This window comes from Pseudomonas sp. H26/SER47-MNA-CIBAN-0231 (assembly GCF_040310465.1).
Taxonomy (GTDB): Bacteria; Pseudomonadota; Gammaproteobacteria; order Pseudomonadales; family Pseudomonadaceae; genus Aquipseudomonas; species Aquipseudomonas atacamensis.
The window spans coordinates 328,199-348,928 of sequence record NZ_JBEOPW010000005.1; the positions used below are offsets into that span (position 1 = coordinate 328,199).

The 20,730-nt window shown below is 59.2% G+C and carries 21 protein-coding genes; 7 read left to right on the forward strand and 14 right to left on the reverse strand.

Annotation, left to right across the window (positions count from 1 at the left end):
• Positions 1–43: 43 nt before the first annotated feature.
• From AAEZ10_RS10980 to AAEZ10_RS11010, 7 genes are all read right to left on the reverse strand, one after another.
• Positions 44–3,688, reverse strand: coding sequence for a transporter substrate-binding domain-containing protein (locus tag AAEZ10_RS10980; RefSeq protein WP_350569162.1), 3,645 nt, complete (start codon positions 3,686–3,688; stop codon positions 44–46).
• An 8-nt stretch (positions 3,689–3,696) separates the two neighbouring features.
• Positions 3,697–4,323 (reverse strand): response regulator transcription factor, encoded by a 627-nt coding sequence (locus tag AAEZ10_RS10985; protein ID WP_016770847.1) that lies wholly within the window; start codon positions 4,321–4,323, stop codon positions 3,697–3,699.
• A gap of 373 nt (positions 4,324–4,696) precedes the next feature.
• Positions 4,697–6,025 (reverse strand): deoxyguanosinetriphosphate triphosphohydrolase, encoded by a 1,329-nt coding sequence (locus tag AAEZ10_RS10990; protein WP_016770846.1) that lies wholly within the window; start codon positions 6,023–6,025, stop codon positions 4,697–4,699.
• 69 nt (positions 6,026–6,094) lie between these two features.
• Positions 6,095–7,258, reverse strand: a complete 1,164-nt coding sequence (locus tag AAEZ10_RS10995; RefSeq protein ID WP_016770845.1) for an EAL domain-containing protein — start codon at positions 7,256–7,258, stop codon at positions 6,095–6,097.
• Between the two features lie 120 nt (positions 7,259–7,378).
• Positions 7,379–7,717 carry a hypothetical protein gene (locus AAEZ10_RS11000; protein ID WP_041478436.1) on the reverse strand — a complete coding sequence of 113 codons (339 nt, stop codon included), beginning with the start codon at positions 7,715–7,717 and terminating at the stop codon, positions 7,379–7,381.
• Positions 7,714–8,100, reverse strand: coding sequence for a phage holin family protein (locus AAEZ10_RS11005; protein WP_008079909.1), 387 nt, complete (start codon positions 8,098–8,100; stop codon positions 7,714–7,716). The genes AAEZ10_RS11000 and AAEZ10_RS11005 overlap by 4 nt, the downstream gene beginning before the upstream one ends.
• A gap of 2 nt (positions 8,101–8,102) precedes the next feature.
• Positions 8,103–8,417, reverse strand: a complete 315-nt coding sequence (locus tag AAEZ10_RS11010) for an ElaB/YgaM/YqjD family protein (RefSeq protein WP_016770842.1) — start codon at positions 8,415–8,417, stop codon at positions 8,103–8,105.
• A 301-nt stretch (positions 8,418–8,718) separates the two neighbouring features.
• Between AAEZ10_RS11010 and AAEZ10_RS11015 the strand changes: the two genes are divergently transcribed.
• Positions 8,719–9,927, forward strand: a complete 1,209-nt coding sequence (locus tag AAEZ10_RS11015; protein WP_130929301.1) for an ammonium transporter — start codon at positions 8,719–8,721, stop codon at positions 9,925–9,927.
• On the opposite strand, the gene AAEZ10_RS11020 is transcribed toward AAEZ10_RS11015, so the two are convergent.
• Complete coding sequence (locus tag AAEZ10_RS11020) at positions 9,924–11,636, reverse strand: cation:proton antiporter (protein ID WP_350569166.1); 1,713 nt, start codon at positions 11,634–11,636, stop codon at positions 9,924–9,926. The genes AAEZ10_RS11015 and AAEZ10_RS11020 overlap by 4 nt on opposite strands.
• 198 nt (positions 11,637–11,834) lie before the next feature.
• Between AAEZ10_RS11020 and AAEZ10_RS11025 the strand changes: the two genes are divergently transcribed.
• The 3 genes from AAEZ10_RS11025 to AAEZ10_RS11035 all read left to right on the forward strand — a co-directional run bounded on the left by AAEZ10_RS11025 (position 11,835) and on the right by AAEZ10_RS11035 (position 13,462).
• The gene (locus tag AAEZ10_RS11025) at positions 11,835–12,074 is read left to right on the forward strand and encodes a glutaredoxin family protein (RefSeq protein ID WP_122746645.1); all 240 of its coding nucleotides are present in this window, start codon (positions 11,835–11,837) and stop codon (positions 12,072–12,074) included.
• A 109-nt stretch (positions 12,075–12,183) separates the two neighbouring features.
• Positions 12,184–12,501: a hypothetical protein gene (locus tag AAEZ10_RS11030; RefSeq protein ID WP_016770837.1), complete on the forward strand. Its 318-nt coding sequence runs from the start codon at positions 12,184–12,186 to the stop codon at positions 12,499–12,501.
• A 70-nt stretch (positions 12,502–12,571) separates the two neighbouring features.
• Positions 12,572–13,462: a pseudouridine synthase gene (locus tag AAEZ10_RS11035; protein WP_350569168.1), complete on the forward strand. Its 891-nt coding sequence runs from the start codon at positions 12,572–12,574 to the stop codon at positions 13,460–13,462.
• Positions 13,463–13,544: 82 nt separating this feature from the next.
• Here AAEZ10_RS11035 and AAEZ10_RS11040 read toward each other — a convergent pair whose 3' ends face one another.
• Positions 13,545–13,766, reverse strand: coding sequence for a YgdI/YgdR family lipoprotein (locus AAEZ10_RS11040; RefSeq protein WP_016770600.1), 222 nt, complete (start codon positions 13,764–13,766; stop codon positions 13,545–13,547).
• A gap of 78 nt (positions 13,767–13,844) precedes the next feature.
• Entirely contained in the window at positions 13,845–14,447 is a 603-nt protein-coding gene (gene mobA, locus AAEZ10_RS11045) for a molybdenum cofactor guanylyltransferase MobA (RefSeq protein WP_350569170.1), read from the reverse strand.
• 81 nt (positions 14,448–14,528) lie between these two features.
• On the opposite strand from mobA, the gene moaB reads away from it, so the two are divergent.
• Complete coding sequence (gene moaB, locus AAEZ10_RS11050; protein ID WP_350569172.1) at positions 14,529–15,068, forward strand: molybdenum cofactor biosynthesis protein B; 540 nt, start codon at positions 14,529–14,531, stop codon at positions 15,066–15,068.
• Entirely contained in the window at positions 15,052–16,278 is a 1,227-nt protein-coding gene (locus tag AAEZ10_RS11055; protein WP_130929298.1) for a molybdopterin molybdotransferase MoeA, read from the forward strand. The genes moaB and AAEZ10_RS11055 overlap by 17 nt, the downstream gene beginning before the upstream one ends.
• Positions 16,279–16,337: 59 nt before the next feature.
• Here the strand turns inward: AAEZ10_RS11055 and AAEZ10_RS11060 are convergent, their stop codons facing one another.
• On the reverse strand, positions 16,338–16,646 hold the full coding sequence (locus tag AAEZ10_RS11060; protein WP_016770834.1) for a hypothetical protein: 309 nt from the start codon (positions 16,644–16,646) through the stop codon (positions 16,338–16,340).
• A gap of 315 nt (positions 16,647–16,961) precedes the next feature.
• On the opposite strand from AAEZ10_RS11060, the gene yegS reads away from it, so the two are divergent.
• The gene (yegS, locus tag AAEZ10_RS11065) at positions 16,962–17,879 is read left to right on the forward strand and encodes a lipid kinase YegS (RefSeq protein ID WP_016770833.1); all 918 of its coding nucleotides are present in this window, start codon (positions 16,962–16,964) and stop codon (positions 17,877–17,879) included.
• On the opposite strand, the gene AAEZ10_RS11070 is transcribed toward yegS, so the two are convergent.
• The 3 genes from AAEZ10_RS11070 to AAEZ10_RS11080 form a co-directional block, all read right to left on the reverse strand.
• Positions 17,863–18,522 (reverse strand): response regulator, encoded by a 660-nt coding sequence (locus AAEZ10_RS11070; protein ID WP_041478445.1) that lies wholly within the window; start codon positions 18,520–18,522, stop codon positions 17,863–17,865. The genes yegS and AAEZ10_RS11070 overlap by 17 nt on opposite strands.
• Positions 18,519–19,412 (reverse strand): sensor histidine kinase, encoded by an 894-nt coding sequence (locus AAEZ10_RS11075; protein WP_122700119.1) that lies wholly within the window; start codon positions 19,410–19,412, stop codon positions 18,519–18,521. Before AAEZ10_RS11075 ends, AAEZ10_RS11070 begins: the two co-directional genes overlap by 4 nt.
• 464 nt (positions 19,413–19,876) lie before the next feature.
• Positions 19,877–20,347 carry a hypothetical protein gene (locus tag AAEZ10_RS11080; RefSeq protein WP_110601741.1) on the reverse strand — a complete coding sequence of 157 codons (471 nt, stop codon included), beginning with the start codon at positions 20,345–20,347 and terminating at the stop codon, positions 19,877–19,879.
• Between the last annotated feature and the right edge of the window lie 383 nt (positions 20,348–20,730).

Here is a 20,730-nt window from a genome sequence, read left to right on the forward strand (position 1 = left end):
CTCTCCATGAATGTTTAACTCACTGCTCAGCGTCCAAGCATAGTTAAGACTCGCTGACTGTGCCTTGATCGGCCAGGGTCAATTGCTGCTGCAGGGCCTGCGCCAGTTCGAGCATCGCCTGGCTGGTTGCCGCCCAGCGACGGGCAATCTCCTGTGATGCGAGCGCTTGCTCGCAAGCGGCCTCAAGCTCATCGCAACATTCGATCAACCGCGAGGCCTGCGCGATGCGTGCTGCGCCCTTGATCTTGTGCGCAACCACCGCCAGCGCTTCGCGATCATCCTCGGGTGACAGCCTGAGCAGTTCCTCGCGGTCGAGGCGGCTGCTCTTGAGCAGCTCCACCAGCATGCGTCGGGTTTGCCCGGGGTTGTTGCCGGTCAGCAAGCTCAGACTTTGCAGATCGAACACCGAGGCCGGTGAAGCCGGCGTGATGCCGTCGATCCACTGTCCGAGCAGGGTCAGACTCAACGGTTTGAACAGGCAGTCGTCCATGCCGGCGAGCTTGCAGCGCTGGACTTCTTCCGGCTGGGCATTGGCGGTGAAACCCAGCACGGTGCACGGCGGGCGATGGTTTTGCAGTTCAAGCTGGCGAATCCCACGGGTCATCTCGTAGCCGTTCATCAAGGGCATGTTGCAGTCGACGATCACCAGATCGAAATGATCGGCCTTCCACCGCTCGAGGCCGCTGCAGCCATCTTCGGCAATGCTGAAGCGATGTCCGAGAAACTCCAGTTGCTGGCACATGAGCAAACGGTTGGCTGGATGGTCGTCGACAACCAGGACATGTAACGGCGTTGTCGCAGGCTTGATCATCGGTTCGCTTTTCGGCGGATTCGCCTTTGCCGGCAGGCTGTCCAGCGGCAGCGATATGCACACCTGAGTGCCGATGCCGGGCTGGCTGCTCAACTGCAGTTGTCCGCCCATCATTTCGCACAGGTTGCGACTGATGACCAGCCCCAGTCCGGCGCCGTTTTTTGCCTGCCGACTGCCGTTTTCCGCCTGCGAGAATGGCTCGAACAAGCGCTGTTGATCTTCGGCGCTGATGCCTGAGCCGCTGTCCTGCACGGTCAGTTGCATCAATATTCGACCAGCAGCGTCTGCCGGGATCAGGTCGAGGGTGATCCGCACGTGGCCGCTTTCGGTGAACTTGATAGCGTTGCTGACCAGGTTGGACAGCACCTGCTTGAAGCGCAGCGGATCCAGATGTACATCCACAGCCGGGTGCGGCGGGTTGAAGACGACTTGCAAGGCAAGGTTTTTCTGCCGCGCGAGGCCGTCGAATATGCGTGCAACGGAGGTTACTGTGTCGACCAGATTGATCCACTCCGGGGACAGGCTCAGACGTCCCGACTCAATGCGGGCAATGTCGAGGATATCGCCGATCAGCCCGAGCAGATCCTTGGCCGAATGGTAGGCCGTGTCGATCGATGCGCGATCGGGGTGTTGCGGATCGATGCGTCGCAGGGTCAGTTCGAGCATGCCGATCACGGCGTTCATCGGCGTACGGATCTCATGGCTCATGGTTGCCAGGAAGGTACTTTTGGCCCGGTTCGCCTCATCCGCCTGTTCTTTGGCTGCACGCAGTTTTTCAAACAATTGGCGGCGTTCACTGATGTCTATCCAGCCGCCGATAATCCCTTGAACGTCACCGCTGGAGTCGCGGTAGGGAAGAATCCAGTGGTAAATCGTCAACCGGCGGTTGCCGATGTGCAGGGGCCGGTCGAGGATCAACGGAGTGCCTTCGGCAATGACTCTCTGGTAATCGGCCTGGAATGCCTCGGCCTCGCACGCGTTGCTCAGGGTGCCCTGCATCACGCCTTTGCCGATGATGTCCTCGCGTCTGGCGTTGAACGCTTCGAGATAACTGTCGTTGCAACTTTGCAGCAGACCCTGGCGATCTCGCACGTAGATCGGGTGCGGCGTGCCGTTGACCAGCGAGCGCATGAACTCCAGTTGATCGTTCAGTGCTCGTTCGGCAGCCTGGCGTTGTTTGATCTGGTGGCGCATGTAGGCGTTCCAGGTCAACAACAGCAGCAGGATCAGGCCGGCGGCTGCGACTACTTGGTAGAACAGGCGCTGGTAGTTTTGCCAGATGTTCTGTGATGCCGTGGAGTAACCTCGCCAGCGGCCGTTGATCACGCCGAGCTCCTCGGGAGCGATGCTCAGCAGCGCCTTGTTGATGATCGAGGCCAGTTCGGTGTTGTCACGGGCGGTCGCCAGCGAGAAGGCGGCCTGACTGGTGCCGATGGTGGTGGTGATTTGCAGTGGCCGATCGAATATGCGCGATGAGATGAAATAGTTGGCGATCACCAGCGAGTTCACCGCGCCGTCGACGTGATTGTCGGCCAGCATCGACACGGCGCTGAAGGTGTCGGGGGTTTCGATCAGTTCGATGCCCGGAAAATTCTCATGCAAGTAGGCGACCAGCGGATTGCCTTGGGCGATCGCCAGACGCTTGCCTTTGAGTTGGGCCAAGTTGGTCGGGCTGTCGGCGCTTTTGCGGGTCAGCAGCACGTAGGAGTTTTCCAGGTAGGGGCGACTGAAATTCAGGTTTTTTTCACGTTCGGCGCTGGGCAGCAGGGCGGCAATCAGATCGGCCTTGTGATTGTCGATCTGCCTGATCATTTCCGCATCGTTGCGACTGCGCTGGATTTCGAAACGCAGGCCGGTACGCAAGCGGATCAGCTCGAGCAGGTCGGCGCTGATGCCGCGGAAATTGCCGGCGCTGTCGAAGAAGGTCAACGGTGCGTAAGCTTCATTGACCACCACGCTGACGACGGGATGCTGCTTGAGCCAGTTTTCCTCACGATCAGTCAGCTGCAGTTTTCTGTCAGTGAGCAGCAGGTCGCTGCCGGCGCTCCAGCGCTTGGCGATGTCGTCGCGCTGACTGCCCGGGATCGCTGCGAGCACCGTGTCGATGATGCCCAGCAGCTGCGGATTGCTGCGCCGCACGGCGAAGCTGAAGCCATGGGCTTCCTGCTTGCCGAAGTTGGCCATACGGACATTGTTGAGATAGCCCTTGTTGATCATGTAATGGGTGGAGAGGGTGTCGCCGAGAAACACATCGGCCTGGTCGAAGGCCACCGCGTTGATTGCGTTCTGGTAGGACGGATAGCAAGTGATCAGCGCTTTGGGATACAGCGCTTTGATCTCGGGCACCGGCAGGTAGTGATACACCATGCTCAGGCGCAGCCCGGCGAGGCCTTCGGTCAGCGAGCGGGTTTCGTCCTCGCGGGTTACCAGTACCGGCTGATCGACCGCATAGGGTCTGGAAAGCGCGAGGTTGGCATTGCCTGCTTCGTAGCCGTTGGCTGTGCCAAGCAGGTCGATCTGGCCATCGAGCAAGGCGCGAATTGCAGCCTCGCGCGAGGGAAAGCGTTGCACGCGAATCGGCAAACCGGTGGCCTGACCGAGAATCCCAGCGTAATCGGCGGTCAGTCCCTCGTAGTCCTGGCCACTGACGGTCATGTCGAATGGCGGGTAATCAGGTGCGGAGGTACCCAGTTTCAGTTCGCTGCGAGTCTGCAGCCATTGCCGTTGTGACGGCTGCAGGACAGTTTGCACGGCCTCGGTGGCCGAGCGGCTGAGCAATGCATAGTCCGGTGAAGCGCTTGGCGCGGCGAGGGCATTGGCGCTCAGGTACAGAACAGCGCTCAAGGCAATCAGGTAGTCCTTTACACGGCTGGGCATGCGGAGTCTCACACGAGTGCGTTACGTTTGGCCATCTCGATAAGTTCTACAAGGGATCTGGCTTTGAGTTTTTGCATCAGACGCTTTTTATAAGTGCTGACGGTTTTGTTGCTCAGAAACATGCCCTTGGCTATTTCCTTGTTGGTACGTCCCTGAGCAAATAACTGCAATACCATCAGTTCGCGGTCATTGACGGATTTGAACAGTTCAAGTTCAGCGTATCGAGTGTCGTCGGCGCGCACCGGATTAAGCGCTTGACTGGGGAAATAGTTATAACCGGAAAGTACCGCTTTGATTGCGCTGACCAATTCGCTCAAGTCTTCCTGCTTGCAGACATATCCCGATGCGCCGGATTGCATGCAACGAATGCCGAACAGCGTAGGACACTGCGCCGTCAGAATCAGAATCTTGAAATTCGAACCCATGGTGTTGAAGCGGGCCAGCACTTCGAGGCCGTCCAGCTTGGGGATGCTGATATCGAGAATGACCAGGTCGGGCATGCATTCACGGACCATCTGCATGGCATCGACACCGTTATCGGTCTCGCCGACGACCTTGTAGCCTTCATGTTCCAGGAGCATTCGCACGGCGAGGCGGATGACCGGATGATCGTCCACAATAAAAACGGAGTTCATAAATAGAGTCCCATGCAAGCATGAATAAAGCGCGCACCTTAGCTCAGATGCATGAGCACTCGCATGGACTGGTAGTGTCGCGACTACGTTATCGGATTAATCCTACGCGTAATGAGGAAAGAGACTACGTTGAAATTAGGTTCGGCGTAAGGAAGGGCGAGCAATCAATTGGCCGAAGATTGAAATGATCCGAAGGCCAATATTGATATTCAATTATTTGTCGATGTTTAAAGTTGCGTTTAATTAGCGGTGTTTATTTGATCGGGTTAATGGGTCAAGCGTAGTTGAATCTCACCTGGTTCACAGGGGCATTCAGCGAAAACTCTCATGGTGGTCAGCCGGTCAGATCAGTGACCGGCTGACCCCACCAGACTCAGTGGCTTGAACGCCCGGTCATTTCCAGTGCCATGTCACTGGCGTAACTGTCGGTCATGCCGGCGATGAAATCGATCATGCGCAGAAACGAGCTGTGCAACGAACCCTGCGGATCCGGCGCATTGTTGCCAAGCAAATCGAGGATGCGCCGGCTCTTGAACGACGGCGTGCGACCGTTGTGCTGCTCCAGCGCGGCGCCGCAGAACGAATTGAGCAGGATCTCCAGCGTCGTGTACGCGCCGATCTCATGCAGGGTCTTGCGTTTGTCCTGAAAGATTTTCTTGCGCGCGATGTCCTTGGCGTTCAACACGCAGCGCTTCGCCGGCCCGTGCATGTGTTCGACCAGATCGCCATGCAGCGTGCCGGCGAGCAGAGCATCCTGTTGTTCGACAAATGCCCGCGCCGCCGCGTTGGTCAGGTGCTCGATGGCCTTGCCGCGCAGGATCGCCAGTTTGCGCCGCCGGGAATCCTGCGGGCCGAGCTGGCGATAGGTTTCCGGCAAATCGTCGCCGACCAGACCGAGCAGCAGTGACTCGACTTCGGCGTATTCGAGCAACTCCATTTCCAGACCGTCTTCGAGATCGATCAGCGCATAGCAGATGTCATCGGCCGCCTCCATCAAGTACACCAACGGATGGCGTGCCCAGCGCTGGTCTTCGATTTGCGGCAGGCCGAGCTTGTGAGCGATCTGTTCGAGCAGCGGCAGCTCGCTCTGATAGCAGCCGAACTTGTGTTTCTTGTAGCCGAGGGAGTCGGCGTGGCGCGCGGTCCACGGGTACTTCAGATAGGTGCCCAGCGTCGCGTAGGTCAGGCGCGTGCCGCCGTCGAACTGGTGATATTCCAGCTGCGTCAGCACGCGAAAGCCTTGAGCATTGCCTTCGAAATTGAGGAAATCACCACGCTCGGCCTCGCTCATGCCGTCCAGCCAGCCGCGCCCGGCGGCTTGTTGAAACCAGTGGCGGATGGCGTCTTCGCCGGAATGGCCGAACGGCGGGTTGCCGATGTCATGCGCCAGGCAAGCCGATTGCACGACCATGCCGAGGTCGGCCGGGTCGCACCAGTCTGGCAGCGCGCTGCGCAAGGTTTCACCGACACGCATGCCCAGCGAGCGGCCGACGCAGCTGACTTCCAGCGAGTGGGTCAGGCGGGTGTGAATGTGATCGTTGCTGGTGACCGGGTGCACTTGGGTCTTGCGCCCGAGGCGGCGGAAGGCACCGGAGAAAATGATGCGGTCATGGTCTTTGTGAAAAGGGCTGCGGCCGAGTTCTTGCGGGCTGTGCAGCGGCTTGCCGAGGCGTTCGCGGTTGAGCAGGGTAGGCCAATCCAAGGCTGATTCTCTCCGTCTGGTGACTGATCACCCTAGCTTCCCGGTTCGGCTGCGCGCCTGCAAGCGGAACTACAGACCCGCCGCATCGATATCGATCAGCAACAGCCGTTCGCCGTTATCGAAAAACTGCCCCGCAGTCAGGCAATACTGGTTGCTGGTGGCATCGCGATAAGTGTTCGACAGGGTCAGGCGGCGTTCTTCCCAGCCTTCGGCCAGCAGATGATAGAAGTACGGTCGCCACGACCAGTTGTGTCCCAGATAGCGGTCATCGGCGAACCAGCCGTCATGGCGCCATTCGAGGTTGGGCGTCAGTTGCGTGCCGTGGCGGTCGCACTGATAAAAGCGCAGCAGCCAGGGAAACGCCTGCAATTGCGGCAAGGCGCTGAGCGGCGCCCGGGCCTGCGCCCATTGCTGCAGAATCGCCATCAGCTCGCTGAGCTGCTGACGCATTTGCATCAGCCGCCCGCGCTCGCTGAGTTTCTGCTTCACGTAGCGTTGCCGCAATTGCGCGAAATGCGCAACGAAGGCATCGGTAGCGAAGAATTCTTCTTGTGCCCGGGCGAAGAGAAATCCCTGCACATAGCGCGAGCCGCACTCCAGCGCGAAATTCAGCTGCGCTTCGGTTTCGACGCCTTCGGCGATGATCCAGCAGCCGGTTTTCTCGGCCATCTGGGCGAGAGCCTTGACCACATCGCTGCTCGGTCCGCCGAGGGCAGCAGCCTGAAACAGGCGCATGTCGAGCTTGAGAATGTCCGGTTGCAGGGCCAGTACCCGATCCAGCTGCGAATAGCCTGCGCCAAAATCATCAATGGCGATTCTTGCCCCTGCGTCACGGTAGCGCCCGACCACGTGGGCCAAGCGTTCGCTGTTACCGCCCAGTTCGGTGATTTCGAAAACGATGCGCTGCGGATCAACCTGGTGTCGCGCCAGTTGCTTGAGGCTTGGCAGCGCTTGATCGGCGCGCAGGCGGCTGATCCAGCGTGGCGACATGTTCAGACTGAGAAACCACTCGGCCGGCGCTTCATGCAGGCGGCTGAGGGCGTGATCACGGATTTGCCGGTCGAGACGGCGCAAGGCAGTGGCCGGCGTGCGCGGATCGGCGAACAACGGTCCTACCGAGGTCAGTTGACCATCGCTCTGACGCAGGCGACCCAATGCTTCGACGCCTGCAATGCGGCCGGTGGCGGTATCGATGAAAGGCTGAAAACAGGCGAGCGGTTGCCCGTCGATCACGGCAAGTCCTTAATCTTGTTTTTGGTTTGGCCGCGCTTGCCGGATAGGCACGCGGGATGGAATCTCCCGATAAGGAGATTCATCCCGGCGCTACTGCAAGAATGTAGCCAGAAGGGCGATTCAGCGTTTGCCTGAGCTGTGCATGACCAGTCTGATCAGCGGCCCAAGCGTCGTGCCCAGACGCAGCAGTCGCGTCAAACCGCCACCACCGCTGCGTTTCGAGCCTTTACCGGTGAGGAAGCCCAGCAGCGTCACCGCCGCCACGCCCCACAACGGCGCATGCTTGATGCCGAAACCATCCTGCACGTTCTGCTTCATGCCACGCATGCGCTGCAACGGTTGCAGCACTTGCGCGGTTTCGTGGCGGATCTCCTGACGGTGCATTTCCATGCGCAGGCGGATCAGCGCCTTGCGCATTTCCCGGCGCGAGCTGTTGTGCGGAAGTTCAGGCAGGCTCATGGCAGCAGGCGCTCCCGGTCGTTGGCCAGCTCTTCGAGCGTGCCGTGGAAAGGCGAGGACTCATCGAAAATCGCCGCTTTGAGGCGTAGGCCGCAGAAGATCGACGCCAGCGTGTAAAACACGCATAGGCCGATGATCGCTGCCAGGCGGTAGGTGTCCCAGAAGATGATCATCACCAGCGTCGACAGACCTACCAGCAACAGCAGGGCAAACACCAGCGCCAGGCCGGCGAACAGCAGCAGGCTGACGGTGCGTGATTTCTGTTCCTGCAATTCGATGCCGAACAACTCGACATGACTGTGCAGCAGGCCCAGAACGGCGGCGCCGAGGCGACGCGTGGAGGAGGCGGTGCCCGCAGTCGGGCCGGATTCACCGATCGACATGATCAGCGCCGAGTTGCCAGCAGGCCGATCAGAAAGCCGACGCCGGCAGCGATGCCCACCGATTGCCATGGGTTGGCCGATACATAGTCTTCAGTAGCGGTGACCGCCGCCTGACCGCGTTCGCGCAGGGTGTCTTCGGTCACCTTCAGGGTTTCCCGGGCACGCAGCAGGCTGTCATGAATCTGGGCACGCAGCTCATCGGCCTGATCACCCGCGAGGGTCTTGGTGTGTTCGAGCAAGCGTTCGGTGTCGGCGACCAGAGTCTGGAAGTCGTTCATCAGGATTTCTTGAGCAGTCTTTGCCTTGATGCTGGCCATGGGTGGATCTCCGTAGGTGGCTTTGAAGCGTTCGAGTATGAGCCTTGCGCGAAGGTTCAGTGCAAATGCCTGGTACAACTTTTGCTGTGTCGTGGTGCGTCGCTCGGCGTAGGTGCGCTGTTGCCGGGCGTCCAAGCAGAAAAACTCTAATTCATTTGCCGGCGGTTCGTGTTCGGACATCGATTCATGCGCCAAATCAGTTCATCGACCCTGCCGTTGAATGACTGGTGAGTCGTAATTTGGTGCATGAAATGCCTGTATGAACCGCTTTGGTGCCTTTTAGCCTTGGGTCTGCCTCCTCATGGAAAATCTGCAAAGCGCTGTGGACACGCTGGTTCACAGCTCCAACACGTTGTTCATTCTGATCGGTGCGGTGATGGTACTGGCGATGCACGCCGGTTTCGCCTTTCTGGAGGTCGGCACGGTCCGGCAGAAGAACCAGGTCAACGCGCTGGCGAAAATCCTCAGCGACTTCGCCGTCTCGACCCTGGCCTATTTCTTTATAGGCTATTGGATCTCCTATGGCGTCACCTTCATGCAACCGGCAGCGGTGCTCACGGCTGACCATGGCTACGGACTGGTGAAGTTTTTCTTTCTGCTGACCTTCGCTGCCGCCATCCCGGCGATCATTTCCGGCGGCATTGCCGAGCGCGCGCGTTTCGTCCCGCAGTTGTGCGCGACGGCGCTGATCGTGGCGTTTATCTATCCGTTTTTCGAAGGGCTGATCTGGAACGGCAACTTCGGCTTGCAAGGTTGGCTGACGGCGCAGTTTGGCGCGGCATTCCATGATTTCGCCGGCTCGGTGGTGGTGCATGCCGTGGGCGGTTGGCTGGCGTTGGCCGCTGTTCTGCTGCTCGGCCCGCGCAATGGTCGCTATCGCGATGGACGCCTGGTCGCGTTCGCGCCGTCGAGCATTCCGTTTCTCGCACTGGGCTCGTGGATCCTGATTGTCGGCTGGTTCGGCTTCAACGTGATGAGCGCGCAGACGCTGCAAGGCGTCAGTGGCCTGGTCGCGGTCAACTCGCTGATGGCCATGGTCGGCGGTACCGTCGCGGCGTTGATCGTTGGGCGCAATGACCCGGGCTTTCTGCATAACGGTCCGTTGGCGGGATTGGTGGCGGTTTGTGCCGGATCCGACCTGATGCATCCGGTCGGTGCGCTGGTAACGGGCGCGATTGCCGGAGCCTTGTTTGTCTGGTGCTTTACCGCTGCGCAAGTCAAATGGCGTATCGATGATGTCTTGGGTGTCTGGCCGCTGCATGGTTTGTGTGGCGTGTGGGGCGGGATTGCCTGCGGCATCTTCGGTCAGTCTGTGCTGGGTGGCCTGGGCGGTGTCAGCCTGATCAGCCAGTTGATCGGCACTACGCTTGGCGTCGCGGTCGCGCTGGTCGGAGGCTTCGTCGTCTACGGCGCGATCAAGGCATTGCATGGGCTGCGCCTGAGTCAGGAACAAGAGTATTACGGCGCCGACCTGTCGCTGCACAAGATCGGCGCGGTGAGTCAGGACTAGATTTCCTCATCATTGGCTCCGGGATAGAAACCGTGGAGCAGGCGATAGCGATCGATACGCACTTGATCGACCTTCTCCTGCACTTTGTGCGCGGGCAGGCCGAGCATGATCAGCGCGTGTGAAGCGAGCATCAGGCTCGACTCCAGAAGCTCCGGCACCACCTCGGTGGCGCCGGCGGCTCTGAGTTCCGCCGATTGGCTGTCGTCACGGGTGCGTACCAGAATCGGCACCTGTCGGTTGAGTCGCCGGGCTTCGCGCAGAATGCGCAACGCCACGTCACTTTGATCCACGGCAATCACCAGCAGCCTGGCGCGCAACAGGCCAACCGCAGTAAGCAGATCGCCACGCGCCGAGTCGCCGTAATGTACGTCGCTTTCCGCAGATGCGGCTTCCTGCACCCGCACCGGATCGTTGTCCAGCGCAACATAGGCTTGCCCGGCATTGCCCATGAAGCGGCCGATGGACTGGCCGACGCGACCGTAGCCGCAGATCACCACGTGCTGGTCGAGGTCGGCGTTGAGCGCGCTGATTTGTTCGATCTGCGCTTCCTGATTGGGCTTGCGGTGCAGCACGGCGGCGATGCGCGGCGCCGCACGCAAAAGCAGTGGCGTGAGCAGCATCGAACAGAACGTCGCCGCGAGCAGCAGGGCGCCCGGTTCGGCCGGCAACAGGCTGTTCTGCTGCATCTGCGCCATCAAGGCAAAACAGAACTCCCCGCCCTGGGCCAGGGCGAGACCGCTGCGCCATGCGGTTTCGCTGTCACTGCCGCGCCACTTCACCAGCAGCGCGACCACGATGCCTTTGATCAGCATCAGGCCCAGCGTCAGGCCGATGATCAACATGCTGTGACTGACAAACAATTGCAGGTCGATCAGCATGCCGATGCTGACGAAGAACACGCCGAGCAGAATGTCGCGAAAGGGCCGGATGTCAGCTTCGATCTGGTGCCGATAATGGCTTTCCCCGAGCAACATGCCGGCGAGGAAAGCGCCGAGTGCAGGCGACAGCCCCAACAAGTGCGTGAGCCAGGCAGTCAGCAGCACGATCACCAGCGCCAGCAGGACGAACAGCTCCGCAGAGCGCGAGGCCGCCACCTCATGAAACAGCCGTGGCAGCAACCAGCGACTGGCGAGCAGCAGGCCGAAGAACAGCACCACGGTTTTGCCCAAGGTCAGCGGCAAGGCCCAATACCAGGCCTGCTCGCTGGTGCCGGCGAAGACCGGAACCAGTGTCAGCAGCAATACCGCGACAACGTCCTGAAACAGCAACACGCCGACCGCGTTCTGGCCGTGGCTGCTGAACACTTCACCAAGACTGCCCAGCTCCTTGGTCACGATCGCCGTGGATGACAGCGATAAACCGGCACCGAGCAACAGCGCCGGCATCAGCGGCATACCCAGGCCCATCAACAGGGTGCCGAGCAGCGCTGCGCTGATCAGCACTTGCTGACTGCCGAGGCGAAACACCACCTGACGCAGCGCAATCATCTTCGACAGGGAAAACTCCAGGCCTAGCGAAAACAGCAGAAACACCACGCCCAGCTCGGCGACATCCGGCAGATGTTCGCTCTCATTGACCCAGTCGAATGCGTTCGGCCCGACCAGTAATCCCACGCACAGGTAACCCAGCACCGGCGGCAGTCGCAGGCGCCGGAACAGGGCAATCACCACAAGGGATGAGGCGAGGATGATCAACAGATTTGCAAACACGGGACACTCCGCTGTCAGGGCGTTGGCCTCTGAAGCGTAGAGGCAAAAAGTCCGCGAGGATGACGCATTTGCAATTTGCGCTGAATGATTTGCGTCAGGATTTTGCGCCGGGAGCGCTGGGTCCTTTGAGCGGCGCCGGGTCGACGAGGGTTTAGTGGCGTCCTAGAATGGGCTCACTTGTTTTCCGGTAATGCCGTCATGCCTCCTGAATGTCAGCTGTTCGGCACCCTCGGGTGTCACCTGTGTGAAGTCGCCGAAGCCGAGCTGATGCCCTTCGTCGAGCATGGTCTGCTGGTTGAACTGGTGGACATTGCCGAAGACGAATCGTGGTTCGAAAAATACAGCTTGCGCATCCCGGTACTGCGGCGCGTTGACACTGGCGCGGAGCTGGATTGGCCGTTCAGCGCCGACCAGGTGGTGGCATTTTTAGGCTGTTGATTTTGCCTTGATCCTTCCGCTGGTCGCAGCGATACATCCTTGCGTTGGCGCTCGCTGACTTCTTCGGTTACTGTATGTCCATACAGCAATCGAGTCAGAGGGATGAACCGTGGTCAATGTCGAACAGTTGAAGAGCAGCGTTAACCGGATGTCGGTGGACGTGGTGCGCGAGGCCGTCCTCGAATTGCGCCTGGACGGGCTGGTCACGGAAGGCAAGACGCCATTCAACAAGCTGCATTTCAATACCTGCTTTGCCGAAATCGAAGCCCTTTTTCAACGCGCCGGTTATCACAAGCAGCTGGATGTGGTCGGTTATCAGGGACTGTTATACGCGTTGTACGACCCGGGGCGCTGGGAGGCGGTCGATGTCTTGCGCTGGCTGAAGGAGTTCACCGAAGCGGCGGCCCTCAAGTCGATTCCGGCCTGATGAAACTGCGCTAGGTGGCTTTGCCTCACTGTTGGATAATGCCGGCTTGCATTGAGGAATTCTGTTTCGTATGTCCAGTCCCGTATTTTCCGCTGCGCACAATCAGGCCAGCACCTTGTACCTGCCGCCCGGTTCCTGGCTGACGGTACTCGATTGCCTGTGCGAGCACTTCAGTGCCATCGGCCGCGAACAGTGGCTTGACCGGATTGCTCGCGGACGGGTGCTGGATGCGCAGGGCCAGCCAATTGCGCTGGACTTGCCGTACAGGGAAGGGCTGCGCATTCATTACTTTCGTGAGGTGCCGGACGAAAAGCCGATCCCGGTTCTCGAGTCGATTCTCTATGCCGATGAACACTTGGTGGTGGCCGACAAACCTCACTTTCTGCCAGTCACCCCGGCCGGAGAATATGTCGAACAAACCCTGCTGCGGCGGCTGATCCGTCGGCTGGACAATCCGCATCTGGTGCCGCTGCACCGCATTGACCGGCACACCGCAGGGCTGGTGATCTTCTCGGCCAATCCGCAGACCCGCTCGGCCTATCAGTCATTGTTCCCGACCCGGCAGATCGACAAGCGCTACGAAGCGATCGCCCCGGCGCTGCCCGAGCTGGATTTCCCTTTGGTGCACACGAGCCGTTTGATCGATGGCGAGCCGTTTTTCCGTATGCAAGAAGGGCCTGGCGCCTGCAATACCGAAACGGCGGTCGAAGTGCGTGAGAAAAATGGTGATCTGTGGCGCTATGGCCTGTATCCCGTGACCGGCAAAAAGCATCAGCTGCGGGTGCACATGACGGCGCTGGGAGCGAGTATTTGCAACGATCCGTTTTATCCGACTGTGTTGAAAGATGTCGAGGACGACTACGCCAACCCGTTGAAGCTGCTTGCGCAAGGCCTGCGCTTCATCGACCCGGTGACCGGTGAGTTGCGGGAGTTCGAGAGTCAAATCACCTTGCAGTGGTAATGCTGAAACTGCTTTCCGAGCGCCCATGAAAAAGCCCGCATGACAATGCGGGCTTTTCTGTATCCGGTAACGACGCGGAGCCTTACAGCTCTTTAACGGTACGAACCTGATCCTTGTTGATGCGGGTCTCTTTGCCGTCCAGCTGCTGGAACTCGTAGAAGCCCGAATCATCATCGTATTTCGGGGTGTCGACGGCCTGGATTTCGCGACCGTCATTCAAGGTGATCACTGTTGGCGAGGAGCAACCTGCGAGGGTTGCCAGGCCCAGTGCGAGCATGAAAGTGGCGAGGGTCCGTTGAGTCATGAGTGTGTCTCCGAATGGGAAATCTTCTGGTTACTGAGCTTGAGACGTAAACAAGGCGTGAGAGTTCCTTGGATAATGTCAGTCTGACACAGTGTTGTGCAGATGTAACAATTCCGGGGTGTTGAGGTTGGCCAGTCGCGGGTCGTTGTCAGGGCATTGCAATGCGACGGCGCCGAGACTGCGCATCACCCGCCCCGGGCTGCGTTCACCTGCATTCCAGGCTGCTTCGAACGCTGGCAACAGCGCCACCGGAATCACGCACAACAGCGGTTCCCAGTGCTCGCCGTGGCGCAGCATTAAAGGTTTTTCACGTTGCTGATCGGCAGTGGTCAGCATGTCTTGCAGCAAGGCCTTGTCGATTCGCGGCACATCACACGGCAACACCAGCAAATGCGCATGGCGCGCCGCTTTCAGTCCTGCACGAATACCGGCCAGCGGCCCGGGGAAATCGCCTTCATCATCCATTACCAACTGATCGGCAAACCCGGCATAACGCTCGCGATTGCGGTTGCACGAGATGATCAGATCGTCGGTCAACGGCCGTACCTTGCGCTGCAAATGCGCGATCAACGGCTCGCCCAGCCACTCGATAAGCCCCTTGTCCTGACCGCCCATGCGTTGACCGCGTCCACCGGCCAGAAGCAGGACGGAGCAGGCTGGCAATGGGTTGTTCGAGGGCATGACGACTCTCCAGAGGGGCGGCGGAAAAATGAGCCGCTGTGATATAACACCGGGCTGTTTCCCCTACAACTGGAAGAGCCTATGAAAGCCAAGGCTGATGTACCTTTCGAGCCGCTCAATATTGCGGTGCTGACTGTCAGCGACACCCGAACCCTGGAAACCGATACCTCCGGCCAGGTCTTCGTTGATCGCTTGATCGCGGCCGGTCACGCGCTGGCCGAGCGGGTTTTGCTTAAAGATGATCTCTACAAAATTCGCGCGCAAGTCGCCAACTGGATTGCCGACGACGTGGTTCAGGTTGTGCTGATCACCGGCGGCACCGGCTTCACCGGGCGTGACAGCACGCCGGAAGCGGTGGCATGCCTGCTCGACAAGCAGGTCGACGGTTTTGGCGAACTGTTCCGCCAGATCTCCGTAGCCGATATCGGCACTTCGACCGTGCAGTCCCGGGCCTTGGCTGGTCTGGCCAACGGCACGCTGGTGTGCTGCCTGCCGGGTTCGACCAATGCAGTGCGCACCGGTTGGGACGGCATTCTCGCTGAGCAACTGGACGCCCGTCATCGTCCCTGCAACTTCGTCACCCATCTGAAGCAGGCGGCGCCTTGTGAATCCCGTGGGTAAGCCGGGCAAGACCGGCAGTTTGCTGCCTGTCGAAACGGCGCTCGAGCGTTTGCTGGCCATGGCCGATGCGTCGCGCATTGTCGAGCGCGAGCACTTGCCGCTGGCTCAAGTCGAAGGGCGGGTGCTGGCGGAAGATCTGATCTCGACGCTGGATCTGCCGCCATGGCCGAACAGCGCCATGGACGGCTACGCCTTGAACCTGGCGGATTGGCAAGGCGAGCCGCTGCCGGTCAGTCAAAAGGTCTTCGCCGGGCGATCTCCACAACCTTTGGAACCAGGCACCTGCGCACGCATCTTCACCGGGGCACCGCTGCCGCCGGGTGCCGACTGTGTCGAGATGCAGGAAAACGCCGAAGTTCAGGCCGACGGCCGAGTGCGCTTTCTTGAACCTTTGAAAGCCGGGCAGAACATTCGTCCGCAAGGGCAGGAAACCACGGTCGGCGAATTGGTGCTGCAAGCTGGAACCCGGCTCGGACCGATTGAGCAAGGCCTGGCTGCTTCGCTTGGCTGTGCCGGGGTTAACGTCGTGCGCAAGCCGCGGGTGGCGGTTCTGTCCACTGGGGACGAACTGGTTGAACCCGGTCAGGCATTGGGGCCGGGCCAGATCTATAACAGCAACCGCGTGCTTTTGTGCAGCTGGCTGCAGCGTCTGGGTTGTGAAGTGATTGATGGCGGAATTCTCCCGGACGATCTGCCCACCACGCGGGCGCGGCTGGGCGAATTACAAGACGTCGATCTGATTCTGTCTACCGGCGGTGTCTCGGTCGGTGAGGCGGATTTCCTCGGCATTGCCCTGCGTGAAGAAGGCGAACTGGCCTTGTGGAAGCTGGCCATCAAGCCGGGAAAACCATTGACGTTCGGTCATTTCCGCAACGTGCCGGTGATTGGCCTGCCCGGCAATCCCGCCTCTACGCTGGTGACGTTCGCCTTGCTGACGCGGCCTTATCTGTTGCGACGCCTGGGTGTGCAAGATGTCGAGCCGCTCAAGTTTGCAGTGCCAGCAGGCTTTGTCTGGCCGGTGGCCGGCAACCGTCGTGAATATTTGCGCGGGCGTTTGGAGCAGGGGCGCGCAATCATTTACCGCAACCAGAGTTCGGGTGTGCTGCGTAGCGCGGCGTGGGCCGACGGGTTGGTGGAAGTCCGAGAGGGCCGCACGCTGAGCGAGGGTGATGAAGTGAGCTTCATTCCCCTCAGTGACCTTCTGGGGTAGGCCATCTCGTCCATGCACGCGTCGGCTGATACGCACGGCGCGTGCAACGAATGATTCGGTCAGTTGCTGATCAACGTCACCAACTGGTCGAATCGGCTGTTGGCCACCCATCCCAGCAGTCCAAGGATGACAGCGGTGGCACCCGCCGAATACGCCAGACGGTGTTTGATCGTCCGCACATCATTGAGCACTTCGTCCATGTCGCGGCGCATGTATTTGAAGTGAGTCTCCAGCTCGCTGACTCGGGGTTCCATATCAAACTCTCCAGGGGTCTTGGCGCTGTTACAGAAGTCTGGTTTCTTGCTGGCACGACTTTCGGCGAGAGCGGCGACCGGGCTCACCGGTGCCTTGGTTTCATGGTTGCGCATGGAAGTACTCGCTGGTCGTAGCAACTGCACGCTTGCTGATTATTCCATTGCTCGATTCATGGAAATGAATCGCGGGGTATCCGTTCATTACCGGCACATCCTTGTGTTATTGAGTTGAAAGTTGGTGCTGCCGGCACACGGTGACCCAATGATCGGACGGGGTCAATTAAGCCGATTCCTCTTGTTCCGTACGAAAAAATACCGCTGTGTAGGACGCTGGCCGTTTGAAAAGCAATTAATTGCCATCCCTGCGGCTTTTTTAACGCGCGCAGTGGTCAAGATGTTTCAATCGATTTCAATTCTTGGAGTGACGTTATGAGTGAACGCCGGGCACTGCTGATCTTGCATGGCAAACAGGCACTCAACGAGGATGTCCGCGCTGCCGTCGAAGCCAAGCGTGAGCAAGGCTGGGAGCTGGCTGTGCGAGTGACGTGGGAGGCTGGCGACGCTCAGCGTCTGGTCGAGGAAGCGTTGGCGGCCGGCTACAGCAAAATCATCGCCGGTGGCGGTGATGGCACGTTGCGCGATATTGCCGAGGCGCTGGCGCAGCATCCGCAAAAAGCCAGTCTCGTCCTCCTGCCGCTGGGAACCGCCAACGATTTTTCCCGTGCCGCCGGTATTTCCCTGGAGCCGGCCGAAGCCCTTGAGCTACTGGACGTTCAGCCCTCGGATATCGACTTGGGCGAGGTGGGCGGGCAGATTTTCCTGAACATGGCGACCGGCGGATTCGGCAGCCAGGTGACCGCCAATACTTCGGAAGACTTGAAAAAGGTTTTGGGCGGCGCCGCTTATCTGTTTACCGGCCTGACCCGGTTCAGCGAGCTGCATGCCGCTTACGGCGAGTTGCAAGGCCCGGATTTTCATTGGCAGGGTGAACTGCTCGCACTGGGAATCGGCAACGGACGGCAGGCGGGTGGCGGCCATGTGCTGTGCCCCGAGGCGCGAGTCGACGATGGTTTGCTGGATATCAGCATTTTGCCAGCACCGCAGGAGCTGGTCGGCACGTTGAAGAATCTGCTGAGCGAGGGCTTCGGCCTCGACAATATGTTTGTGCGAGCGCGATTGCCGTGGGTCGAGATCAAGGTCGCCGAAGGGCTGAGCATCAATCTCGATGGCGAGCCGCTGGAAGGCGACAGTCTGCGATTTGTTGCGAAACCTGCAGCGTTGCAGGTGCATCTGCCGAAGGACTCGCCGTTATTGGGCCAACAACCGTCAATCAGTCATCAAGGCTGATGATCTGTTCACGCACAGCGAACAGCACCAGACCCGCCACGTCGTAGATTTGCAGGCGTTTCATGATCTGCGCGCGGTGGGTTTCCACGGTCTTGACGCTTAAGCCCAGGCCGTTGGCAATTTCCCGGGTCGATTTGCCGCGCACGATCAGGCGAAGGATTTCCAGCTGGCGCGCGGTCAGATTGTGCGAATCGGCGATGTCCGGCTGGCTTTTCTGGTTTCGCGTCAGTGCCTGATTGATCACCGTATGAGCGATGGCCGGGCTGAGGTAGCGTTCGTTGTTGCGCAGGGCTTCCAGCGCGTGCTCGAGCTCGGTGGCCGTGGTGTCCTTGAGCAGGTAGCCATGGGCACCGGACTCCAGCGCCTGCATGATCAGCGCCGGATCGGTGTGCATCGACAGAATCAGCACTTTGCTCTGCGGCCGCACGCGCTTGAGCCGTTGCAGCGCTTCCAGGCCGCCGGTTTCTCTCATTGAGATATCCAGCAATACGATGTCCGGGCTCAATTGCTCGACCATTTCAAGCAATTGCGAACCATCACTGGCTTCGCCGATTACCGCGTAACCGGGAATATCCAATACCAGAGCGCGCACGCCGGCTCTGATCAGCGAGTGGTCATCCACCAGAAGTAAGTTACAAGTCAACGCATAACCTTATTCGTACTGGCCCGTTCGAGTGCCCGAGGCGCCCACGGGAAAAGTGCTTCGATTCGAGTGCCTTTGCCCGGCTCGCTGATAACGCTCAATGTGCCGCCCAACTGTTCGATACGCTCGGCCATTCCGGCCATGCCGCGTTGACCTTCTCTGGCCGGGTCGGCCGCCGGGGCGAAACCCAGGCCGTCATCACTGATCAACAGCGTCAGACCTTGCGGCAATCGCTGTACCCGAATCAACAGGTTTTTTGCCTGTGCGTGCCGGAGGATGTTGGTCACGGCTTCCTGGGCGATGCGAAACGCGGCGACGGCCATTTCCTCGGGGATGCCGTTGAGCCGTTGCTGGCAATCGAGACTCCAGTTGACCGGCGTGTTGGCCAGTGTCTTGAGCAAATGCGCACGCAGGCTGGCTTCGAGTCCCAGGCTGGTCAATTGACGTGGATTGAGAATCGCCGAGACGTCACGCACCTTGGTCAGGGTTTCATCCAGCGTGTCACAGAGAACCTTGCATTGTTCCTGCAGATCTTCCGGCAGGCGGCGTTTGAGCCAGTCACTTTGCAGCTTGGCGGCAGTGAGCAACTGGCCGATATCGTCGTGCAGTTCACGGCTGAGGCGATGGCGTTCGTTTTCCTGGACTTGCAGCAGTCGATCAGCCAGCTCTTGTGGCTGAAACTTGATCGATTTGCGCGACAAGCGATATTGCACCCAGACGCACGCGGTGGCGGCAACGTCGAGTGCCAGCAATCCCAAGGGAAGGCGTGCGGAAACAACATACGCCAGCAGGCTGCCCAAGGTCGCCAGAACACACAGAACAAGTGTGAAGCGCCGGGCGTTTTCCCGAGAAGGTGGCCATGTAATGAGTGACTTGAGACTGGCGTACATAACGGATGGAGCCAATGGATGTTCGCTGCGGGCAGACCGACCGGTGACTGGCGGATCTCTGTGTGGAAATACTGTCAATTATGTTATTGATTCATACCGCATTCGTTAAGCAATCATTGACCGGCAGTAACATTGCTAATGAAACGCTGAAGTCACTGTGCCATTAAACAGCAGGTAATTAACCGGCGGCATAATACCACTTAACATACCGTTGGTCGCGGTCGCTATATATGTCCATTCAGTCAGGAAATACCGGATCGTGGACGCAAGTTCCATATTGGAAAAAGTTGGAGTTTTTGTAGTTGGACGACTTCGATTTTGCCTGGAAGTGTCTCGGGGAGCACACAGGGAAAACCCTGATGGCGGCATCTGGAAATCAGCCGTTGGTCGGGCAGATTATTTGCCTCGGATTGTCGCTGGCAGGTATGCACTATTCAATTACGACAGTTTCGCGGCCGGTTTTCTCAAGCCTGGTGAGCTATCAGAGACCCAGAGAGCAAACGTTTGCTCATCATCTTCGGCTCGAACGTGTCCTGGCCCATTTGTGCCGCGAAGGCCTCAAGCAGGGCCGTCTGCTCGCTGCCATCAAGGCTCAGTTGTCCGGTTTTATGATCGACCAGCTCAAGCTGCCATGCCATCAGGGTGAAACAGTCTCGCAAGGCATCGAGGGCCTGTTCGTGCAGATCGACGCGATCCTGGGTCAGATTCAGCAGACTGTAGATGTGCAGGGAAAACTCGGAGATTGCTTCCAGTGCCAAGGCTTCGGCGCGGCCGGCCAGCTTCAGCAGAGTGCCGAGCATGCAGTCGATGGCATCCTTGTCATTGCTGATCAGTTGCAGATGGCTCAGGCATTCTTCGGACTTGGCGAGAAGCGTTTCGGCCTCGACCAGAAATTCGGGGAAGCGTTGCGCCCAGTCTTTACGGTCGATTGGCATGTTCATCTCCACCACGTCGTGTTGGTTGACGGATGGCCGTGTGTGGCGACGATCGTGAATCGTCGGCAGATCGCGCCCGGCGGTGCAGGTGCACGGACCGAGGGGTTCCAGAGGGTGGGTTGCCACTGAATTGCGATCGCACACAATAGCCTGACTCCGTTCATGCAATGAGAATGGCGTCACAGTAATGGCTATTGGAAATGGCGAATATCAGGTTGGGCCTGATTGATCCTAGGGGAATCCCTTAGGCGCGGGAACCTAACGTGCAAACCGAGGTCGCGCCGCAATGAATCTAGCAGATGAAATCACGATTGCCAGTAAAGCATGATGTCAGTGTGACATCAATGGCCGTTTATGGCATTTTTAGCGACGCGCTTTACAGC